The organism is Psychrobacter sp. 1Y4, assembly GCF_051847555.1.
In genome coordinates, this window is record NZ_JBPYDE010000002.1 from 59,996 (window position 1) to 81,630 (window position 21,635).

A 21,635-nucleotide genomic window follows, 5' to 3' on the forward strand; every position below is an offset into this window, starting at 1 on the left:
TTGGGCGTACTATACGACATAACCGAAGAGCTAACATGGTATTAATAGGCTACTGATACGTTAATAGTGTCACTATAAACAGCAGGTATCACGTCAGCGTCATCAGTTACTGTTAGATATATAGTGTTAGTAATACCAGTCTTGTAGTCAGTTGCTGTAGCAGTGGTAAGTGTATTACCAGTACCTCCCCAAACAGCGCCTTCAGATGATCCAGAAGTCAACTTATAAGCAATTAGTTCTCCTGCAAATTCTGAATTCCCTAAGTTACCAGTACCATTGACGCTATTAGTTGATAAAGGTATTAAGCTAATAGTAGCAGAGTCACCTTTGGAGCAATTTACAGTTAAATCAGTAGATTGCGTTACTGCTGCAGTCGCTTGGCCTGCTTGAATATTACTAAGCTTCACAGCTAGAGGTGCTGCACTTATAGTACATATAGACTCAACCTCCATATTAACGTCAAAGCTACTGGTTGCAGGGTTGGGAGCAGCATTCGCACTAGTAACAGCAGCTACGCTACCGAATAGAAATAAGGTCGCGGTTTTAGCAAATTTATTAAATTGCATGGTAAATCTCCAGATGTCATAAATTTCGTAGTATAAAAATAATATATAAAAGCAAATAATTGTTTATTATATTCATTTGCAGTCGTAATTTACTTTTTATCTTTCTGTAATCTTATAGTACAATTAATATACTTTAAAAGTACAAATAATGTATATTTAGTTTAATAAATATACAAAAAAGCATTATATTTTGCTATTTGTGTATATATTGTAACGAATTCTGTGTACATTTGCATACTAAAATTTTCTGTTATTACTCGTCTTTAGTTTAAAGAAAAAATTATTAGTATGACTAATATCATAAATAATGACCAGAAAACAATTTGAATATATTTTTGACAATAATACCCCTCATATACCCTTTATCTTTTATATATAACTAAACCGATGCACCTGAAATTTGAATTCGCTGAGAAAACTGCAAAGATAAATTTGTAGGTTAATTGCTTGTTTAGGTTTTTGTCATGAGTAAGAAAATAAAATGTTGTAAAAAGGAGTTTTTAATGGGATTTGCAGGTAGCGATATTAATGTAAGGAATGCTGTTGTATAACTAAGGTATGCAGTACAAAGTATTATTTAACTTTTTAGATGTCTTAAAGATAAATAAATTTTTATTATCATAGAGTGTCACGAAAGAACTTTCCGCTACAACCCATATTTTACAGACAAAAAAAGCCTCAATTATAAAGATTAGGGCTTTCGAATTTGGTAGGTCAAGCAACTACTCTTAAACAACATAATGCCGTACATTGATTATATTAAAAATCATCAATTGGTGTAATGCTTGAAATAGGATTTCATAGTGTCTATCGTTTTGAATATATTACAGACTATACCAAACTGGCACTTAGTAGGCTTATTTGCCGCTGGTATGATTGCTTTTATCATCTCTACTGTATCTGGTGGTGGCGGTGCCATGTTGCTGATACCAGTTACCTCTTCGATGATAGGGACAGCAGTTGCGCCCCCTGTCATTAATTTGGCTACCCTTATTAGTAACGCCTCACGGCTTTATTTATTCTGGAATGATATTGATTGGTCGTTGACCAAATACTATGTACCAAGTGCCATCGTAGGAGCATGGCTGGCAGCACTGGTCTTTAGTCGTTTAGATGCTGGCTGGATTCAGTTATTGGTTGGGGTATTTTTAGTATCTACTATCTTCCAATATAAATTTGGTAAAGTAGATAAAACCTTTGATATGCCAAAAGCAGGCTTTATACCGTTAGGTTTTATCATTGCTTTTATGAGCACGTTGGTGGGCGGTCTTGGTCCTATTCTGAACCCTTTTTATATGAATGCTGGACTAGAAAAAGAGAAGCTGATTGCCACCAAAACTACTAACTCTTTTTTTGTAGGTATCGTACAAATCGGTAGCTACGCTTTTTTTGGCGTATTTACTGTCAAACTTTGGGTGTATGGTCTCGTATTAGGACTAGGTGCGGTCGTTGGCAATGTCATTGGCAAACGCTTTTTGACAGGAATGAGTATTAGTCAGTTTAGGATAATGCTGCTCATGCTAATGGTAATCAGTGGTCTCATCATGATTATAAGAAACGTCAATGTGCTGTTCTAATAAATAATCTAAACCTAGGGTAAGCGTCTTCATCAGCTGTGAGTTAGCTCTTTACTTATTGAATACTGCCCATTGGGCATCCTATGTTGTTTGGCTTGACTACTCACACACCGTAGCTATCAGATGATATTGATCTCATAACTGAACTTCTCTGCCAGTCCAAATGACTCTCTATACTCAATAGGATCACCTTCCAAATTCTTAGCAATACGGCATACCTTCACTAAGTTTTCTTGCTTAGTATTGTCCAAATAAGGATCGATGTGATTGGTTATGAAAAACAAGGTCTCAACGGCAGATGACACAAACTGACCACATTTTGTATAGTAAAACGGATAAAGAAGGTTCTCAAAACCTTCGGGCTCTAAGGTTACAAAAGCTTCATAACGGCTTTTAGGTAGCCAAATTTTTTCACTCAGTAACACGTCATCTTCGACAACACGAACGCGCTCTATATAAATTAGCGCCTTATTTTTACCTATATTTAGTTTTTGATTAATATCATCGATAGCCTCTATCACCATGATTTTTTTGATGATACCGGTCGGCGTTACATAACCAGATTCTTTGTCACGGAACTTAAAAAACCTTAATAATGAACTTCCGAAATCTGGGCGTTTTAAAAAAGTCCCTCTACCTTGCTGCTTTATCAAAACCCCTTCGTCGACAAGTTTTTCAACCGCTTTACGCACGGTTCCTACCGATACTTGGTACTTATCAGCGAATTCCTGTTCACTAGGTAAAGGAGTGTTTTCGTCCCATTTACTCTCTGTTAGTAACGTTTGTATGTGCCATCTTACCTGCTCATATCGTGGCATTTTAAAATTCTTGAAATTATCTATCATTTATTCACCATTATGGAATTTTTATTAAATTTCTCAACTTTTTAAAACGTTTTTATTACTTTAAAAAGAAGAATGTGCGCAGTTATTTTTTAAGCTCTAAACCATTTTCATGTTAATCACTTTGATATTAGCGCTAAGCTAAATTTTTCAGTCAATCTTATCTAATTCACGTTACCTTTTTTGTTATCATTCTATGCGATTAGATATGATTCTGAAGATGGACGGTTTTCTAGTGTAGAAAGCTATTTACCGATACTTGGTCATGTTCTTTAATCTATAAACTTTATATAGATCTACATCTACTGTTAGGACCAAGGAAAAGCCGTGACTCTCTATATTCTAGCAGCCATAGTGATATGTATTATTTTGGGCTATACCACTAAGATCAATATTGGTCTGTTTGCTATTGCATTTTCCTACCTGATCGGTTGTTTTGGTATGGGACTAAAGGCCTATGAGATTATTGAGCTATGGCCACTCAAAATCTTCTTTGTGATCTTTGCTGTGACCCTCTTTTATAACTTTCCTCTTGCTAACGGCGCTTTAGAAAAGCTGTCTAGTCATCTAATTTATAGGTGTCGCCATTTTCCAGAATTCTTGCCTTTAGTTATATTCTTTGTTGCTACGATCGTGGCAGGCTTAGGCGCCGGTTATTACACTGTCTTGGCCACGATGGCACCTATGATTCTGCTATTGTCTAAACGCACTAACCTAAATCTTGTCATTGCGACCTTATCTGTGAATTATGGCGCGCTCGCTGGTGCTAACTTTATCACTTCACAAAGTGGGGTTATCTTCAGGGAGCTGATGCGCGATGCAGGGGTTGCCAATGACAATAGCTTTACTTATGTTTTAGGAGTGTTTGCCGCTACTTTTGTAATACCTGTGATTCTACTGGGCGGCTATAGCTTGTTCAATGCCAAAAATAGTAAAATCGCGATTCAAACGACGGTGCCAGAGCCTTTTGATAGTAAACAAAAAAAATCTATTGTGCTTATTTTTATCATGATAGCTACTGTGCTTATTGTGCCCATTCTCAATCTACTCATGCCGCAAGTATCGGCGATTGAGTTTTTGAATGCTCGGATTGATATTGGTTTTATCGCTGTTATTTTTGCTTTGATCAGCCTATTTTTAAAGTTGGGTGATGAAAAAGCAGTGATTGCACTCATACCTTGGAACACGCTCATTATGATTTGTGGCGTCGGTATGTTGATTCGCCTCGGCGTAGAAGTCGGTGTCATTTACGAGCTGACAGAATGGCTCAGTACCAACGTTCCTATCTGGTTAATACCGATGTTGGTCTTCGTTATCAGCGCTATTATGTCGGTATTTGCTAGTACACTTGGCGTCGTTGCTCCTACTCTATTTCCTATAGTGCTTCCCTTAGCCGTTGCCTCTGGACTAAGCCCTTTATTACTATTTACCTGTATTGTTGTGGGCGCACAAAGCTCATCACTTTCTCCTTTCTCATCAGGAGGTAGTCTAATGTTAGGCGCCTCGCAAGTCGTTATAGAAAAAAACAAGCTTTTTAGTTCCCTACTATTTAAGGCTGTACCTCTAGATATTAGCGTTGGAATAATAGCCATTTTAGTAATCCAGCTCATATTCTAAAGGCTTATAAACAAGAACACCTATCAAAATTTTTTCTATATCTTACTGCAAGGTATTGATGAAAACGATAGTAAATAGCTTTACGCCTCTCTATAATACAATAAAATTCATACAGACATACATATGTTTCTTGTCATTTCTAAAGTATTCTGTTACTTTTATGCAGTGTTAAAAAAACATATTTTGATGAAGCCTAGTAACTTTTCTAATCTGATCATAATTTCAAGCGTTAATAATTGATTATTTTGATCAGAATTCTATTGAATTTTGAGTGTGCAAATACACACAAGGAGTGTCGTGTGAAAAAGCTTTCCTATCTGGCTCTTGGCCTATCTATTCTATCCCTGGCAGCCTGTAACAACGCAAACGAAACGGCTAGCACAGATGCAGCTGCGACAGATGGCTCGGGCGAGTTTACTGGGCCTTCACGTCCAGAGTGTATTGCCCCAGCAAAACCAGGTGGCGGTTTTGATTTGACTTGTAAGCTTGCTCAAGCGGGCTTAAAAGAGACTGGTATTCTAGAAGATCCTATGCGCGTGACCTATATGCCAGGCGGCGTAGGCGCTGTTGCGTATAACAAGATTGTGGCTAATGATCGCGACAATGAAGATGCCATTATTGCCTTCTCTACTGGTTCTATTCTGAATTTATCGCAAGGTAAATTTGGTAAATTTACGGAAAAAGACGTGAAATGGCTTGCAGGTGTTGGTACCGATTATGGCGCTGTTGCTGTAAATGCTGACTCAGACATCAAGTCTTTAGACGATTTGGTTGAAGTTCTAAAAACAGATCCAAAGTCAGTCAGCTTCGGTGCAGGCGGTAGTGTTGGTGGTCAGGACTGGATGCAAACTGCTATGTTAGCCAAAGCAGTTGGGGTCAATCCTAGTGATATGACTTATGTCGCAATGGAAGGTGGCGGTGAGGCAATTACAGCGGTCATGGGTAATCATATCACTGCGGTTAGTGCCGGTATTGCAGAGCTAATGCCACAAGCTAGTGCTGGTAAACTACGCGTGTTGGCTGTGTTTGCAGATGAGAGACTAGATGGCAGTATGAGCGATATTGCTACTGCCAAAGAGCAAGGCTACGATGTCACTTGGCCGGTGGTTCGTGGTTACTATATGGGTCCGGATGTGAGCCCTAGCGCTTATAACTGGTGGAAAGAGACTTTTGATAATGTCCTTGCTGATCCAAAATTTGCTGAAATACGCGAGCAGCAAGAGTTACTACCATTCTCTATGACTGGTGAGGAACTACAAGAGTACGTATACAAGCGTACTGGTGAGCTGCGCGAGTTGTCGGCTGAATACGGTCTTGTTGAAGCCCAATAACCATGGACTAAATACTAAGCATTTATAGTATTTTTCAAAGGCTAACAATGTATGCAGTTGTTAGCCTTTTTGCCTCAAAACGCAAGGAGTGTTCCTTATGACGATGGAACGTTTATTTTCTGGGCTAATGGCATTATTTAGCTTATTTTTAATCTATTTGGCTATGAGTTATGTTGCCCCTATCGCTTATGATCCTATAGGACCTCGCCCTTATCCTATTCTGATTTTCTCCCTTATGGCGTTTCTGACTTTAGTGATTGCTTTTCGCCCCGCTCGTTTTACCAAAAAAATTATTTTAGGTTACGACAAAACCGTTATTAGAAATCTAATTTTGTGCATCATTGCATTGACTGTTTATAGTCTGATATTTGAATTTTTAGGTTTTATCCTTGCAACCATACTCATGTGTTTCGCAGTCGGTCTATTATTTGCTGGTAATCCTATTAAGAGCCTGATTTTTTCAATTGTGATCAGTATCGCCTTATACGTTTTGTTCGACATGGTATTAGATGTCGTGTTACCACTTGGATTATTATCAGGGATAATGGGATAGCTATTATGGAAACCTTTAATTTTTTAATGCATGGCTTCGCTGTCGCCTCTACACCCGAAAACTTGATGATAGCCCTGGTCGGTGCTTTTATAGGTACCGTGGTCGGTATGTTGCCTGGACTTGGTCCTATTAATGGCGTGGCGATATTACTTCCCTTTGCCTTTGCGCTTGGCTTACCTCCAGAGAGTGCGCTAATTTTGCTATCGGCAGTTTATTTGGGTTGTGAATATGGGGGGCGTATTTCTGCGATTTTGCTAAACGTCCCAGGATCTGCTGCTGCTGTCATGACGTCATTGGATGGTAACCCTCTCGCTTTACAAGGCAAAGCAGGTATTGCATTATCAATATCAGCCGTGGCTTCATTCGTTGGGGCTACTATTGCTACTATCGGTGTAGTGCTGTTTGCACCACTATTAGCTAACTGGGCAGTATCTTTTGGTCCTGCTGAATATTTTGTACTCATGGTATTTGCCATCACTTGCTTGAGTGGCTTAGTTGGTGATCAACCTATTAAAACAGCCGTTTCAGCGCTCATTGGTTTGGGTCTTGCTACGGTTGGGGTTGACGCCGTTACTGGCGTGTACCGCTTCACTTTTGACTCGGTGAATCTGTCTGATGGTATTCAATTTACCACGATTGTGATTGGCTTTTTTAGTGTCAGTGAGATTCTAATCTTGCTTGAAAGAACCTCTACTGGGCAAAAAGTTGTCGAGCAAGGTAAGCGTAGTTTATTTAACTTAAAAGAGCTGTTATTCAGCTTAGGTGCGATGTTGCGTAGTGGTGTTATGGGCTTTGTTGTTGGTATTCTGCCAGGCGCAGGCGCGACTATCGCTAGTGCTATGACTTATACCAGTGAACGTAAAATTGCTGGCGAAACTGGTAAATTTGGTGAAGGTGATCTTCGAGGTTTGGCATCTCCAGAGGCTGCGAACAATGCTTCAGCCTGTGGTTCATTTGTACCGATGCTGACTTTGGGTGTGCCAGGTTCTGGTACGACAGCCGTTATGATGGGTGCACTAACCTTATATAATATTACGCCAGGTCCACAGTTATTTACTGAGCAGCCTGATATCGTTTGGGGCTTAATTGCCTCTTTATTTATCTGTAACGTTATTTTGCTCGTAATGAACATCCCTTTAGTACGCTTTTTTGCCAAACTACTTGATGTGCCAAACTATATATTGATACCGTCTATCGCAGCGGTTAGTTTCATTGGTGTTTATTCTATCAACAGCACAACTTTCGACCTAGTATTTATGGTAGCGCTAGGCGTGTTCGGTTACTTTTTACGCAAAACAAACTTCCCATTGTCAGCGCTTATTTTGGGCTATGTACTAGGCGAGTTGATGGAAGATAATCTAAGACGCGCTTTGTCTATATCTCAAGGCGAGCTGAGTATCCTATGGAGTAGTAATATTTCGATAGTGCTATGGATATTGGCTATCTTGATGGTATTTATGCCAATAATACGTAAACTCTATCGCAGAAAATTTAGACCAGCCGTTTAGGTTTTGCTACTTTTCTTGAAATATTTTGCTATGGTGGTTGTACTTTTAGTATGGCCATCATTTTTCTAGGCTGAGTTATTGTATATCTTATAAATAACATATCCCTAATATAACCACTGTATGGCCTTAAGAAGGGACAATCGTCTCCCAATTATCAAATCCAGCAATGTAAGTACAACAGCAAACGACACTATATTGGTAACTTTATTCTTATCAAGATTGCGTTAGCCGTAGCACCATACATTATCTTCTTTATAAAAGTAGAAGCTCTCCCACTACACCCCATATCTTACAGACAAAAAAAGTCCCAATCATAAGATTGGGACTTTCGAATTTGGTAGGCATAAGCAGATTCGAACTGCTGACCTCTACCATGTCAAAGTAGGTCAACGAACTGCTATAAATGACTATTAACTTGTATCTACTAATTTTAAAGGGTTGCAAGTATTGTATGTTTATTATAAAGCAATAATTATTGATGTAAATTAAAATTTAACACGATTTTAGTCACTATATTTTTTTAGTGTTTTTACCTCTACTCTACTATCAATAAAACAGTTTATAGTAGATTACCCAATCGTATTTGCATATTTTAATAGGACTAAACTTGATTGAATAAACGAATGCAAAAGCAAAATGCGTTGAATAGATTGTTTAATCCATGCATAATATGCGGAGAATAAATGCATTAATCACCGCATACTTTTGAGAAGATAATGAAGCATACTACCTATATTCATGAAAAATCAGACTGGACTCAATGGCAGTGGTCGGACAAAACGCTATTGCCTCTCGTTAGTCGTGTGCGGATATTACAAGGAAGACTGCTCGGCAAACTCTCAACTTTAGGCTTTGACTTAAATGTCGAAGCTCAGCTTGATGCAGTGACCTTGGAGATCGTCAAAACCTCTGAGATAGAGGGCGAGGAATTAAATATCGAGCAAGTACGCTCTTCTGTTGCCCGGCATTTAGGTGTAGACAATAGCAATCTGCCTGCTGCTTCTCGTGAAATAGATGCAGTGGTGAAAATGATGTTTGAATCAACCTATCACTATGAGAAGCCGTTATTATTAGATGATTTACTAGGGTGGCATCGAGCGCTTTTCCCAGACGGCTATAGTGGGCTTTATCGTATTAAAGCAGGCTCGCTTCGTGATGATAGTCAAGGGCCTATGCAAGTCATCTCTGGAGGCTATGGTCGTGAGCAAGTGCATTTTGTCGCGCCAAGTGCCGATAAGCTAAAAGATGAGCTCGAAAGATTTTTATCATGGTTCAATACATCATCAAATGAGCATGAGACTATAGATCTAGTTATTAAAGCAGGTATCGCTCATTTGTGGTTTGTCACCTTGCATCCCTTCGATGATGGCAATGGGAGGCTAACACGCGCTATTACGGAAAGAGTGTTAGCGCAAAGTGATGAGAGTTATCAACGCTTCTATAGCATGTCCGCACAAATTCTCAAACAGCGCAATGATTACTATAAGATATTGGAACGTACACAAAAAGGCGATACTGATATAACTAAATGGTTAGCTTGGTTTCTGCAAACGCTAGAGCAAGCATTGCTATCAGCGCTTGAGACGACAGATAAGATACTCAGCAAAGCAAAATTTTGGCAGATACATAGAGAGCAAGCCTTGAACGTGCGCCAAGTAAAAATGCTCAATATTTTACTGACTGACTTTTATGGCAAGCTCACGACTAAGAAATGGGCGACAATGATGAAGTGCTCAGCCGATACAGCACTGCGTGATATCAATGATTTGGTAGAGAAGGGCATGCTGCAAAAGTCTGAGGCTTCTGGGCGTAGTACGAGTTATGAGATTGAGCTTTAATTATAATGGTATTTCATTTACTCAAGCTCTAAGTTTGCAGATAAGTAATGACGTCACTACTAACTAAGTTATGTTCTAACTTCTGTAAAATTTTATGGGGAATACCATAAAAATTTTCCTGATCTACATCTTCTTGATTCTCAAAAAATTACAACGAATGAACTATCCTCCTTTGCTCACCTAATATAGCCTCCTTATCCTCTAGCAAGTATCCATAATGGCGTTAAGTCTATTGTATTAAGTCGAGATATATAAACAATTTATTGTGAATATATTTCGCTGACTAAGATAATGTGTACGGCTTATACAATATCGCCATAACCTCGTACTATGAACAAACTATTGGATATTTAAAAGAATTTTATTAAAAATCAACAAATTAGAACTATTTGCAGATTTTAATGTTAACAATAGTTTGCTGAAAGTTTATTTTTTTGTATATAATGTTCTAGTTTTATAACTTACGAAGGCGGCATAGCAACCGATTTTAATCCATAACAAAAACAGTTGTCGAGTAAGTCCTAAATTTGAAATTTAATAAAAAATTATAAAAGCAGCTAGAGATTCTAATTAAGAGGATGGATTATGAAAAAGGCTATATTGACGCTTTTGTTTTTGTTAGCTACTCAAGTTGGTCATGCTGAAACCATTAAAGCGAATGGGGAAGGTGCTGCACCGATTATGAAAAAAAATCTAAATGGCACGCGTAATCAAGCCTTCAGGAATGCAAAAACAGATGCGGTCACTGCTCTCATTAAGCGTATCAATGGTCCGCAGGCGATGGATGAGGCAGGTCGGTATTTAGATGACATTGTTAAACAAGTTGACAGTAGTTATGTGCTAAACAGAGGCAGTAATACTAATACCAATAATGAATTGGTCACTCAAGTGAGTCTGGAAATAGATGACCAAGAATTTCGCTCAATTCTCAATGATTTAGGATTGGCGAAGAAAAACAGTCGAACCAGTCCGATTATGATTGTGATGGATGAATACTTTGGCGTACCAAAAGACAATTCTAAGCCAGTCAAAGAGTTCACCTCTTATTTTTCAGATGGCAGCTATAGCTATGATGAAAATGCAAGTTATAAATCCAGTGAGAGTGCAAAAGCTAAGGCGTCAGATTCTTATGCTTCAAAAGGACGTTCATCTGCCGCCTCGGGTTATGCCTATGGTAATTATTACGGAGCAGGCGTAGGTGTTGCTGGCCGTTCATCGAGCCATAATAATTCAGGTAGATCAGCCTCTTCAAGCAGTTACGATGCCAATGAGTCGGCAAAATATAGCCAATCTGAACGCCAAAATGATATTCAAAATTTTGTGAAATATGTGGAATATCAAACACCCACTACTAAAGCTGAGCGAAATAATCAAACATTAAACGCTATAGCAAGTGCGGCCTCTCGCTATGATTTGCGGTTGCTTGATTCTGATCGTTTTAGAAGTCAGTACTTAAACGGTCGTAGTATGACCATTCAACAACTCATGAGTGATGCAGAGCTTAATAAGCTAGTCATCGCCGCGCGTAAAGAAAAAGCCGACTGGTTTATGGCGGGTAGCTCTTATATTTATGATCGTGGTCGCTCATCTGCCACCGGTCAATTTGTCTGCGATGGTGCTGTAAGTTTTAAGATTTACTCAGTAGATGATTCAACGCTAATGGGCGGGGAAACTCGTACAGAGTCTTCGACAGGTGCGACCACAGATTCCTGCCGTACCAATGTAGCAAAAAAATTGGGTGAATTAGCAGTTAGCCAAGTTGGACCACAGATTTTAGGGTATGCAAAAAATCGAGTCATGTATGGTAAAGAAATTACTGTTTTCCTCAAAAGTGCTTCTGGCATTGTGACTTCACGTCTCGGGGATGATTTGTATATTGCTTTGGACGAGATGAGTGGCGCTGAAAATATTGATATTCGTACTCAAAATGGCAAGTTGGTTGAGATGACCCTGACCTATAAAGGTAAAAAGCCAATCAGTGGAGAATTGGCGAAAGCGCTACGTAAAGTAAGCCCGACGCTATCGAGCGCCGAGCGCCTACAAGCTGGAAATACGATAACACTGTGCATGGGTGGTATTCAGTGCAAATAAAATTCAAAGCGTTATGTTTGGCGATACCGATGCTTGTATCGGCATGGGCAAATGCGAATATTCAAATCTACCCATCAAAAGGTATTTTTGGGTTGGAGCAAGGTTGTCGTGCTGATTCTAGCAAGTATGAAGCAAATGGTTCTTCTATTGTTTGTGATTTTAGCCAAGCAATTGGCAATGAAAGTATTCGCAAACAAGCCGAGCAGCTTTTTGTACAAGGTTTAACACAAGGTTTCGGTGACCAAGTTGTCGATAGCATTTTACAAAACACTAAACATCGTACTTATGTAGCCTCTTTAGACGTTTTACGCGCGAGCGAATATATAGTAAAAAAGGATTCGACAGCAGAGGTTTTTTTGCCAGTCACCTTGAGTTTAAAGCTTACGAATGTGTTGTCAGGCGAGGTCATTTATAGTGACAGTGCAACATTATCGCAGCCTATTCAAGTACTGGCTACCGATATTGATTCCCCTGCAACAAAAGCCGCCATAAAACAAAAGTTTCAAAGCACGTTTCTGACATTGACTACGCAATTAACTAGAGAGTTAAAGTCAAAGTTGAAAATTTCTGAGATTGAGACTCAAGTGATTGATCGATGGAAATCTTACTTGGTTCTAGATAAAGGCTTTAAACAAGGAATTACTGTACAAGATGAACTGAGTTCAACAGAAGGTGATCTGATTCGTGTGGTACATGCGGATAGTGATTATGCTGTGGCTGTGCCGATATTGATGCAGGGTCGTACTAAGCGCTTTAGTAAAATATCAACTGATACCCGTCAGGCTATGAATAAGCCTAAAGCATTAGTGGTTGATGTACTGACTTATCAAGGCGAATCAAAAGATTTAATTGAACAAGTTTTTTCTGATGCCGTAGGTGAGCAAGCCTCCTTTACTTTGACGCCAGTCAATCGACGTTATAGTGCTATGGCGCAAAGTATTGGTGAACAGACGGCATTAGCACAAAGTGAAGACATCAACCAACGTGAGTTACCTGAATTTTTTATTCGGATTAACGTCATTCCAGTAATCGCTTATCAACAGAGAATTGGGAAAATCACCCAGCAACAGGTTTTTCATAGTGAGGTTTTTGCTGAAATGATTGATCGTTCTGGTCGCGTGATCTACTCAGCACGAGCAACAGATGATATCAAAGACATGGTTTCAGACGGTATGGGGTTTTCTCTAGAAGCGCGTAAAGAAGTTGTGTTGAAAAACGCACTTTTGAAATTAGGTCAACAATTTCAAAAAGGGGTTGAATTTACTCGTTCTGATCTGAAAGTCTTAAGTTCCAATAATCATAAAATCACCATTGATGATGCAGGGGAGCGCTTAAGTACAGGAATGAAAGTCCATGTATATCATTCAGATAAGGCCGCCGGACGTAATATTCTGATTCCAACATGGGAAGCGACTATTTTGGCACGTCAAGGTAGGAGCGTTACCGCGCAACTCGATTTCCCTGTCAATAGTAATGATCGTCTACCCGTGCGTTCTGGAGACAGAATTTTGCTTGATAGTTCTGCGCCAGTGGGAGACTCAAAGCAAGCGCGTGTTTTATGCCCAAGCTTACATACCGAACAAGCTGGTGAAATTCCGTTTTATGGTTTCGGCCCTTTGATTTATCACACTTTTGCTAGTCAGTCGAAACGACCATTCTATGCGACAGGTTCAGGTTTTAAAGGACAAACCCTACTGAAAGACTCAGTCGTTAATATGACTGAAAATGCTGGGTTTAAAAAAGATATGAAAGTTAACTTTTATACTCCGACAGATGAATGTTTACAGCCAGTACTTAAGATTGAATTGAAGACAGATAGTGTGCAATGTAATGCAGACAAAAGTAATTGCGAGGCTACATTGGTTATGGCCAGTGGGACACGCATATTCAACCAGAGGTCTGAAAAAATAGGGGCTTATGGTTTGCAACAAGAAGTTAGGTTAAAGGGTATAGACCATCAGCATCGTAATGAGATGTATAACATTCAGATGTTTGAGGCTTTACCAAAAATTTTAAATCAAATCGTGCAAAAAGCCGATTATTCACAATAGGGATAACAAGGTATGAAAAAAATTGCAATTGTTTTAGCAGTAGCAGCTTCAATGGGAGCATCAAGCGTCTATGCAGGTTTTGGGTCACTGAGTAGTATGGCCTCGTCATTATCTGAATCTGTGACTGGCGTATCGTCTTCAAATATGGATATCAATGGTTTCTTCACGCAGGCTAAAGTAACCAATGAAATGTTTACTCAAAGCCGTACTGCTTTAGCTTCATTGCTCGCAAGTAAACAAGATTCAGATGAATTAAAAGCAAAACAGAACAGCCTGAATATGACCTCTGATCTAAAAGAAAAAGAAGCCTATCAAAAACAAATTGATGTATTAACTAATACAGTTTTAGAAGCCTCTCAAAAAGATGAAGCAGGAACAGTAGCTAAGCTGTCAGCCTTGGATGCGAAGCAGAAGCAGCATTTGTTGGACTCTGCGACAAACTTTGTAATCGCAAGCTTAACCGCTCGTGAATTGGCGGTAGGCGCTAAACAAGTAGGTAGGAGTTTAATAGCAAACCCAAGAAGCCTGACTAATACAGGAATGTCTTTGGTTGAGGCTAAAGGAGTAGTAGGAGATATCACTGGTATTGCTAAAAACTCAACAATGGCTTTGGTGGCATATCCAAAACTGTTTAAAAAAGCTGGTATTGAATTCAAAATGCCTACAAGCTCATCAGACAAACCAAAAGTACTCAGTAATATTTAAAAAGATTGATTTAGTTTAACTTTAAATACAATCAAAATAATAATTAATAGTCAAATCATTTAAAGAAATAAGAGAGCCATATAGAGGGTTCTCTTATTTCTTAGTATTTTGAGAAATTTAAATTATTAAAATATGGTTAACGTCTTGAGGGGACTATACTGAAAAAAATAAACCGCCCCGACTATATTCAACAACGATTTACTCAAGCTAAGTAGACATCCCTGATATTATCGTTAAGTCACTGTTACCGCATTTTTAAGCTGAAAAAATCATACTAAGTTATGCATGAGTATAAATGATCCAGCTCTTATTAAAGCTCTTAGCCTGTTCAATATCCTTATGTCCACCACTTTCGAATTAATAGGTGGATAGCCTTATTCATCGAGCAATATCATTAAATTAAATAGTAGCTGAGCTCTGATGTCATCGGACTGATTACAGTAAGTTTATTTGGCCTTCTCATCGATGAGATTTTTTATCTATTTTAATATCTCAGTCAGCTTGTGTGTGACATAAGTAAAATCATACTTATACGTCAGCTACAGCAAAATGTCGTATAAGCTATACTGAAAAAACCGTAGAGTTAAACTTGTTAAGCTAAGTAGATTAATCGGACTTCAATATAATTAATAAAGTCAGAACACCCATTACTCTAGCTACTTCAAAGTAGCTTAGCATCGTCATCCAGACTCTATCCAACTGGAATAATAAGGTCAATCAAGACAAACTCGTATGAACAAAGTAGTATGATCCTGAAGTTATGAGTACACATGAAGAAGTGAGGCTTCTAAAACTTCATCTTAAAGTTGATGAGGGTGAGCACGAGATGCTAAAAGAGCAACAGTGTACTGTGCCAATAACAGTTACTCAGATACGCATTTATTATATGTCGTTATGAACAGATATGAAATTTATTGAAAGGTAACCAAGTTATGACTGTTACTTTTGAGCCAGTAGTAAATATTAGTGTAGTGGGAAAAATACTCATTGATATGATATAGAAGATAGTTGGAGTTTTAGGGTCATAGTTAACCATCTCCCTACTTTATTAGCTGAAAGAAGGTTAAAAGTAGCGGATGCCGTACGAGCGACAGGAGTGAGCAAAACAACTTTGCATATGATATATAATGATCAGTCATCAAGAATTGATTTCGACACTATAGATAAGCTTTGTGAATATCTTGAAGTAGGGGTAGGAGATATTTTTGAATATGTAGAAGAAAATAAAGCAGAAAGCTTTAAGAAATAGACCTTCATTCAGAATTTAGAGTAGAGGTCAAAAAGAGAGATTTAATTCTAATAGCCTTTGAGCTCTAGTCACGTTTTGGTCACCATCAATTTTCTGATCATTTTAATAGAGGGCTCAACAAGAGTAATAATAGAGATTCCAAATGTTATCTTTTCGCTACAGCCCTTATACTACAGGCATAAAAAAAGCCCCAATCAAAAAGATTGGGGTTTTCGAATCTGGTAGGCGTAACTAGATTCGAACTAGCGACCTCTACCATGTCAAGGTAGCGCTCTAACCAACTGAGCTATACGCCTATTTAGGTTGAGCATTTTAGCAAGTTTTTGAGACTTTGCAAGTGTTTTCTCTCTAAACCAGAAGTTATTTTTAAATAAGCACTATTTCATCGTCAAATTCTTTTTATGGTTCTTAGTTCTGTATCTAAAACCATAGCAATACTCATATTTATGACAATCTGCGCGTATTCTCTTTAAGCTTTTTAAGTACTTGCTGATATTTAGCATGACTTACATCAAGCGTACTCAGTCGCCCATAACGTAGTTGCCGATAGTCCTGTTTAATATCGTTGACATACTGTTGAGTTAGTTTGAGATTGTCGGTGACAAGCCGACTATCAGTCTCTGTAAGGCTATCTACTAGCCGCTCAAGCCACGCTAGTTGTCCTTCATAATCATGGCGAGCGAGTGCCTTGTCCTTTTTACCTAGTCGTTTAGATAACTTGATTAAAGGCAAGTCTGCTGGGTGCCAACGCTTCCGTCGTCGTTGCCATAGTATAAATGTCACTATAGATATCACTGTGATGGCACCAGCAGCTAACCAAACGATTTGTTGCATAACTGAGCTGATGTTGAACCATTTTAATAATGAGCCTGCTTGCTTGTCTTGATCATAGCCGACAATGTCTTTTTGCCAGTAATAACTGGCTTGGTCAGAAAACCGCCTCAACGTTTGTAACATCTGATACTGCTGATAGCTAATCTGCGCCCCTGCTCCATCGCCAAACAACGCTGCTCCTTGAGATTGAGACAGTGCGTCCATTCCTTGCTCGACACGCTCTGGTGCCACAAATGCAGTCGGATCAATACGTACCCATCCTTGTCCCTCAAGCCACACTTCAGTCCATGCATGAGCATCCATCTGACGTACTTCCCACACGTCACCGCTGCGACTTGGTTCGCCGCCTTGATAACCAGCCACAATGCGCGCAGGAATGCCAGCCGCCCGCATCATAAAAGCAAAGCTTGAAGAATAATGCTCACAAAACCCAGCTTTGGTATCAAACAAAAACTCGTCGATGCGGTTATCATTTAGCCGTGGCGGCGATAATGTATAACGAAAATCTGTTTGATTAATCCAGCGCTCAAGTGCTTGCATATAGCGCACAGGATCTGAACCCGATTGCGCAAACAGCTGCTGAGCAAGTGCACGTGCTTGTGGGTTGCCATCTTTAGGTAGTGTCACGTTAATACGACGTGAATCCTCATCAAGTACAGGATCGATACGCATGGGTGCAAAACGCAGGACGTTGTAACGTAGCTGCTGGGTCACCGGACTGTCTTTTAATAAAGTAAATTCCGATGTGATACTGACATCTGTACGCTGGGTAAATGGATAATCAAGCCCAAATAGCCAGTTTTGCTGGGTTGGCTCTAAAAGTATCTCATACTTATCGGGTGCAAGCTGCACACTATTAGGAACAGTAGCAATCGCACGCTCAATCCATACAGGAATTTGTCGCGCTGGCTGCCACTGCTGCCGGCTACTACGATTCGGTTGCCATGTCACACCGTCAAAATCGCTAAATACCAAGCCGCGCCAATACAGATCGCTTTGCGGTGGACGTTTATCTGCAAATTCAACTCTAAAAGCCAGTGCAGTGGATTGGCTCAGACTGGCAAAATCGCCAGGTGACATGCTGTCTGAGACACCAGTAGTTGCTTGTTGTCCTGATAATTGCACTGACCATAGTGGCGGCAGACGCGGAAAGAACAAAAACAGCACCACTAATAACGGTAATGCCCCTACCCCTAATATACCAAGTGTACGCAGGCGTCCATCACCGCGTATATTGCCGTCATCATTGAGCGCAATAAATGCTAGCAAGATGACAATCGTACCTATGATGACCTCTAAAGTAGTGACCAATCCTTGATCCATTAAAAATAGTGCAGCGAGCACAAACAGTGATAAATTCAACACTACATAAGCATCACGGCGTTTATACAATTCCCAAAGCTTACTAATCAAGCACAGCACTAAAAAAGCCACACCCATATCCAGACCAAAGCTTGTGTTATAGGTCAACCACAAGCCTACCAATCCTAATAAAAACCCAAGCATTTGTATGCTTTGATACATGCGTTTGAGATGGCGAAGCTGCTTAAACCTCTGTCTAAACTTGGCTTTAATGTGAGGCAATTGGGCAATGATAGTGATTAAAGCAAAGAGCATTAACCATAACGGCAGATGAACAGCATGGGGAAATATAACGAGAATTTGAGTCAGCAACACCCAATAATAAGCCGGTAGCGCTAGCAGTTTGCTGTACCATTTTCTGTTTGGGTCATGGCTATTGTTAGCAGTATTTCCCAATGCCAGATTCTCAAAACTTGCAGGCGAGGTTACCGCTGCAAAAGCAGATGAGTTAGGCAAAGATAGGCTAGAAGAAGGGTTGCGAGCGTGCTTAGAGTCAATCATGATGACTGTGCCAATCGTAGTAAACACGCCTGCGCAAAAGCCTCACTGTGTCCAATCGTTGACTCTGTATGGCTCTCGTTAGGCAGTTGCATGGTAAAGGGCACTCCAAGACTGCCAAGCGTGATCGCGCCATGAGCCAGTTGCGCAAGCTTTTGTTCATGATAGGCAGCTGGCATATCGGCATAATTGAGGCTCTGCTCATGACCGATAGAATCGGCAAAATGCTTGGTAAGCATCCCCTGCCCACGTGCCACATGCGCCCACGAGACTCTGGCTAGTGATTCACCTTCAATATAACTATCAAGACGTTCAAAATCGTCTTGGCCTTGAATGTGCTGACTATATTGCCCACCTGTCGGCAAGTCGTCTAAACTTGCAGTTACATATTGCGTCTGCCAGTCAAAAGCCAATGGTTTTGGATAGACCCAAGCAGTACGCGCAAAATAGATGTACGACCAGGCACGCATAATACCAAGTGGATAAACCGTACTGACTGTTAATTTAGGAAGCTCAAGCTGACCACGTTTATAGGTCATAATAGGTAAACGAATAATTTGTTCATCTTGTACGCGTGGTAGCAGTACCTGCAGCTTGGGATCGTTGTTGAGCAATTTACGGCTACGCTTGCTGTTGCGCTTATATTCATGCTCGCTATTTTCTTGATTGTCCAATTGATGTTGCTCAAACCTAAACATCAATTGTCGTCTTGGTTGGCGACTCTCACTACGCACTTGCAGGGTCACCCAGACTGGCGCCCCTACTTCTGCCATAGTGACTTCTAACAATTGAACATGCAGGCCAGATATGTGCAAAAAGGTCACATGAAAGCTAATCAGCCATATACTAATAAGGTAAAAACAAAGCCCCAAAACCAAGTTATTACCGTAATTGATACCAGCAATAAAGGTAATTATCAATAGTATGGCAAAAAGTAGCCCTTCACGTCGGAAAAAAATATAGACGTTGCGCAAATTAAGAGTAGCACTGTCACTTTTAGGAGCACGTTTGGCAAACCAGCGCGCCAAGGCTTGCGTTATTGGCTGAGTCAAAGTACGTGGTAATAAGGTACGTGGTAATAAAGTCATAACTGTCTTATCATTATGGTTACACTATAGCGTGCGCTCAAACCTTAGTTTAAACAATTACTGGTACCTCATGCATAATTCGCTGAGCAATAGTCTGTGAGCCTTGCCCGCCAACGATGTGCGATGGCACAAATCGTTGGCCTAACCTATGATCTGTAACCGCAGCAAAAACAGCTTGAATGTCTTCTGGTGTGACCTCTTGGTGACCTGAGACATAGGCATGAGCCTGAGCGGCACGCTGTAGCGACAATACACCGCGAGGTGACAGTCCATGGTATTCTTGGCTAACTCGAGTCTTTGCAACCAATCGCTGTAGATAATCCAATACGACATCTGCTACATACACCTGTTGAACACTTTGGCGTGCAAGTAATACAGCATCTGTCTCAAGCACCGCATGTAAGCTTGCAAGCAACTCACGACGATCCTGACCTCGTAGTAGTTCTCGCTCGGCAGCTGGTGAAGGATAACCAAGCGACAGACACATCAAAAATCGATCCAACTGAGATTCAGGTAAAGGATATACGCCTGCTTGTTGCATTGGGTTTTGGGTAGCTATGACGAAGAATGGTTGAGGTAAACGGTAAGTCTGCCCATCTTGGGTGACTTGATGCTCCTCCATCGCTTCTAGTAACGCACTTTGGGTCTTTGGACTAGAACGGTTGATTTCATCAGCAAGTAACAACTGAGTAAAGATCGCCCCTTTACGGAACTCAAAACTCTGCGTAGTCTGGTTATAGATACTCATACCTAAAATATCTGCTGGCAGCATATCATTGGTAAACTGCACACGATTGTATGACAAGCCCAGTAACTGTGCCAGCCCTTGAGCCAATGTGGTTTTGCCCATACCAGGTAGATCTTGTAAGAGCAGGTGTCCATCTGCCAGCACGCAGCTCAGTGCCAGCTTGACCACTTGCGGCTTATCAAGCACGATTTGATTTAATTGAACAAGCAATTGTGCCACTTGACGCTGATTGGCTAAATAATCGCCAGTAACATCGTTTGAATCCTTTAAGACAGCGTCTGACTCTAATGGAGATACAGTATCTGTGTGAGATGCGACATCGTAAGCATGGCTTTGGTGCATAATAAACTACCGACTGTATTAGTGCGTACTGAAATATTGACACATTGACTCGTTTGGAGTGGTCAGTAATAGCCAATACACCTATTTTAATAAGATAAAAACGACAAGTAAAAACGCTCTATTAAATATAGTAACTATAAAAAGCAATAAAGTTGAAAACAAACCAAGCTTGAATAATTGCTGTGATTAGAAACTGGCTGCAGGTTGATTTTCTACGCCGTCTTCTATCTCAACTGGCTCATCACTCATTTGTGTATGCTCAGTATCTATGGGTTTTCCATCGCTATCGATAGCAGGAGCAGCCATACGCAAAGTAGATAGGTAAGCGATAATATCAGCGCGTTCACTAGCATCTGGCATCGGGTCTGACAGCATTTTTGACTCCGGCATTGCTTTTTGAGCATCAGCAATATAAGGGTCTAAAGTTTTTGCATCCCATACCCAGCCTGATTTAGTTAGCGCTGCACCGTAGTCATAGTCTTCTAGTTCAGCTGCTGGTGCCCCATATATATTCATCAATTGTGGGCCTTTTTTATTGCTTCCTGGACTTAACTGATGGCATTGGCCGCAAGCTTCTTCATAGATGATAGCACCATTATCAGCGTCTCCTGCGCTATACACTGGCAGGGTAACAGGATCACGATAATCAGGCGGGGTGCGCTCACAAGCAGTAAGCACTGTCAGGATCGTCAACACAAGCCCTGCAATTAATGTACCACTGAATGAAATATTGGCGTTGATCGGCATGTTTATATATTCTTTATATCTATGGATTGAAAAGGTTTGGTCAGCCTAACGAAATAATAGCAGATGTACGATGGTATTTTAGAAATGG

The 21,635-nt window shown here is 40.1% G+C and carries 16 protein-coding genes and 1 tRNA gene; 10 read left to right on the forward strand and 7 right to left on the reverse strand.

Translation table 11 applies throughout. The annotated features are described in order from the left end of the window. Nucleotides 1-41: 41 nt before the first annotated feature. Nucleotides 42-566, reverse strand: a complete 525-nt coding sequence (locus tag ACS8FC_RS01730) for a spore coat protein U domain-containing protein (protein WP_439295688.1) — start codon at nt 564-566, stop codon at nt 42-44. An 803-nt stretch (nt 567-1,369) separates the two neighbouring features. Here ACS8FC_RS01730 and ACS8FC_RS01735 point away from each other — a divergent pair. Then, nucleotides 1,370-2,143, forward strand: a complete 774-nt coding sequence (locus ACS8FC_RS01735; protein ID WP_439295689.1) for a sulfite exporter TauE/SafE family protein — start codon at nt 1,370-1,372, stop codon at nt 2,141-2,143. Between the two features lie 119 nt (nt 2,144-2,262). Here ACS8FC_RS01735 and ACS8FC_RS01740 read toward each other — a convergent pair whose 3' ends face one another. Further along, nucleotides 2,263-2,988 carry a GntR family transcriptional regulator gene (locus tag ACS8FC_RS01740; RefSeq protein ID WP_439295690.1) on the reverse strand — a complete coding sequence of 242 codons (726 nt, stop codon included), beginning with the start codon at nt 2,986-2,988 and terminating at the stop codon, nt 2,263-2,265. Between the two features lie 324 nt (nt 2,989-3,312). Between ACS8FC_RS01740 and ACS8FC_RS01745 the strand changes: the two genes are divergently transcribed. The 9 genes from ACS8FC_RS01745 (at nt 3,313) to ACS8FC_RS01785 (ending at nt 15,928) form a co-directional block, all read left to right on the forward strand. Continuing rightward, complete coding sequence (locus tag ACS8FC_RS01745; protein WP_439261765.1) at nt 3,313-4,602, forward strand: SLC13 family permease; 1,290 nt, start codon at nt 3,313-3,315, stop codon at nt 4,600-4,602. A 299-nt stretch (nt 4,603-4,901) separates the two neighbouring features. Further along, complete coding sequence (locus tag ACS8FC_RS01750; protein WP_439295691.1) at nt 4,902-5,933, forward strand: Bug family tripartite tricarboxylate transporter substrate binding protein; 1,032 nt, start codon at nt 4,902-4,904, stop codon at nt 5,931-5,933. A gap of 97 nt (nt 5,934-6,030) precedes the next feature. Continuing rightward, on the forward strand, nt 6,031-6,486 hold the full coding sequence (locus tag ACS8FC_RS01755; protein WP_439261767.1) for a tripartite tricarboxylate transporter TctB family protein: 456 nt from the start codon (nt 6,031-6,033) through the stop codon (nt 6,484-6,486). Between the two features lie 5 nt (nt 6,487-6,491). After that, entirely contained in the window at nt 6,492-7,994 is a 1,503-nt protein-coding gene (locus ACS8FC_RS01760) for a tripartite tricarboxylate transporter permease (protein WP_439261768.1), read from the forward strand. Nucleotides 7,995-8,710: 716 nt separating this feature from the next. After that, complete coding sequence (locus tag ACS8FC_RS01765; protein WP_439295692.1) at nt 8,711-9,832, forward strand: Fic family protein; 1,122 nt, start codon at nt 8,711-8,713, stop codon at nt 9,830-9,832. Nucleotides 9,833-10,417: 585 nt separating this feature from the next. Further along, nucleotides 10,418-11,923: a hypothetical protein gene (locus ACS8FC_RS01770; protein WP_439295693.1), complete on the forward strand. Its 1,506-nt coding sequence runs from the start codon at nt 10,418-10,420 to the stop codon at nt 11,921-11,923. Beyond that, nucleotides 11,914-13,974 carry a hypothetical protein gene (locus ACS8FC_RS01775; protein WP_439295694.1) on the forward strand — a complete coding sequence of 687 codons (2,061 nt, stop codon included), beginning with the start codon at nt 11,914-11,916 and terminating at the stop codon, nt 13,972-13,974. The genes ACS8FC_RS01770 and ACS8FC_RS01775 overlap by 10 nt, the downstream gene beginning before the upstream one ends. A 12-nt stretch (nt 13,975-13,986) precedes the next feature. Next, nucleotides 13,987-14,679, forward strand: a complete 693-nt coding sequence (locus ACS8FC_RS01780) for a hypothetical protein (protein WP_439295695.1) — start codon at nt 13,987-13,989, stop codon at nt 14,677-14,679. A 997-nt stretch (nt 14,680-15,676) separates the two neighbouring features. Further along, on the forward strand, nt 15,677-15,928 hold the full coding sequence (locus ACS8FC_RS01785) for a helix-turn-helix domain-containing protein (RefSeq protein ID WP_439295808.1): 252 nt from the start codon (nt 15,677-15,679) through the stop codon (nt 15,926-15,928). Nucleotides 15,929-16,147: 219 nt separating this feature from the next. Here the strand turns inward: ACS8FC_RS01785 and ACS8FC_RS01790 are convergent. The 5 genes from ACS8FC_RS01790 to ACS8FC_RS01810 form a co-directional block, all read right to left on the reverse strand. Next, nucleotides 16,148-16,224: transfer RNA gene (locus ACS8FC_RS01790), tRNA-Val, on the reverse strand. A gap of 148 nt (nt 16,225-16,372) precedes the next feature. Further along, nucleotides 16,373-18,625 (reverse strand): transglutaminase family protein, encoded by a 2,253-nt coding sequence (locus ACS8FC_RS01795; protein ID WP_439295696.1) that lies wholly within the window; start codon nt 18,623-18,625, stop codon nt 16,373-16,375. After that, nucleotides 18,622-19,710 (reverse strand): DUF58 domain-containing protein, encoded by a 1,089-nt coding sequence (locus ACS8FC_RS01800; protein WP_439261770.1) that lies wholly within the window; start codon nt 19,708-19,710, stop codon nt 18,622-18,624. The genes ACS8FC_RS01795 and ACS8FC_RS01800 overlap by 4 nt, the downstream gene beginning before the upstream one ends. Before the next feature lie 49 nt (nt 19,711-19,759). Next, complete coding sequence (locus ACS8FC_RS01805; protein ID WP_439295697.1) at nt 19,760-20,800, reverse strand: AAA family ATPase; 1,041 nt, start codon at nt 20,798-20,800, stop codon at nt 19,760-19,762. Between the two features lie 186 nt (nt 20,801-20,986). Then, nucleotides 20,987-21,547 (reverse strand): c-type cytochrome, encoded by a 561-nt coding sequence (locus ACS8FC_RS01810; protein WP_439295698.1) that lies wholly within the window; start codon nt 21,545-21,547, stop codon nt 20,987-20,989. Between the last annotated feature and the right edge of the window lie 88 nt (nt 21,548-21,635).

Excerpts from the sequence above, each read along its gene's own strand:
- ACS8FC_RS01730 (WP_439295688.1), bottom strand. The coding sequence starts at position 566 with ATGCAATTTAATAAATTTGCTAAAACCGCGACCTTATTTCTATTCGGT.
- ACS8FC_RS01740 (WP_439295690.1), bottom strand. The coding sequence starts at position 2,988 with ATGATAGATAATTTCAAGAATTTTAAAATGCCACGATATGAGCAGGTA.
- ACS8FC_RS01755 (WP_439261767.1), top strand. The coding sequence starts at position 6,031 with ATGACGATGGAACGTTTATTTTCTGGGCTAATGGCATTATTTAGCTTA.
- ACS8FC_RS01760 (WP_439261768.1), top strand. The coding sequence starts at position 6,492 with ATGGAAACCTTTAATTTTTTAATGCATGGCTTCGCTGTCGCCTCTACA.
- ACS8FC_RS01765 (WP_439295692.1), top strand. The coding sequence starts at position 8,711 with ATGAAGCATACTACCTATATTCATGAAAAATCAGACTGGACTCAATGG.
- ACS8FC_RS01770 (WP_439295693.1), top strand. The coding sequence starts at position 10,418 with ATGAAAAAGGCTATATTGACGCTTTTGTTTTTGTTAGCTACTCAAGTT.
- ACS8FC_RS01780 (WP_439295695.1), top strand. The coding sequence starts at position 13,987 with ATGAAAAAAATTGCAATTGTTTTAGCAGTAGCAGCTTCAATGGGAGCA.
- ACS8FC_RS01795 (WP_439295696.1), bottom strand. The coding sequence starts at position 18,625 with ATGATTGACTCTAAGCACGCTCGCAACCCTTCTTCTAGCCTATCTTTG.
- ACS8FC_RS01800 (WP_439261770.1), bottom strand. The coding sequence starts at position 19,710 with ATGACTTTATTACCACGTACCTTATTACCACGTACTTTGACTCAGCCA.
- ACS8FC_RS01805 (WP_439295697.1), bottom strand. The coding sequence starts at position 20,800 with ATGCACCAAAGCCATGCTTACGATGTCGCATCTCACACAGATACTGTA.
- ACS8FC_RS01810 (WP_439295698.1), bottom strand. The coding sequence starts at position 21,547 with ATGCCGATCAACGCCAATATTTCATTCAGTGGTACATTAATTGCAGGG.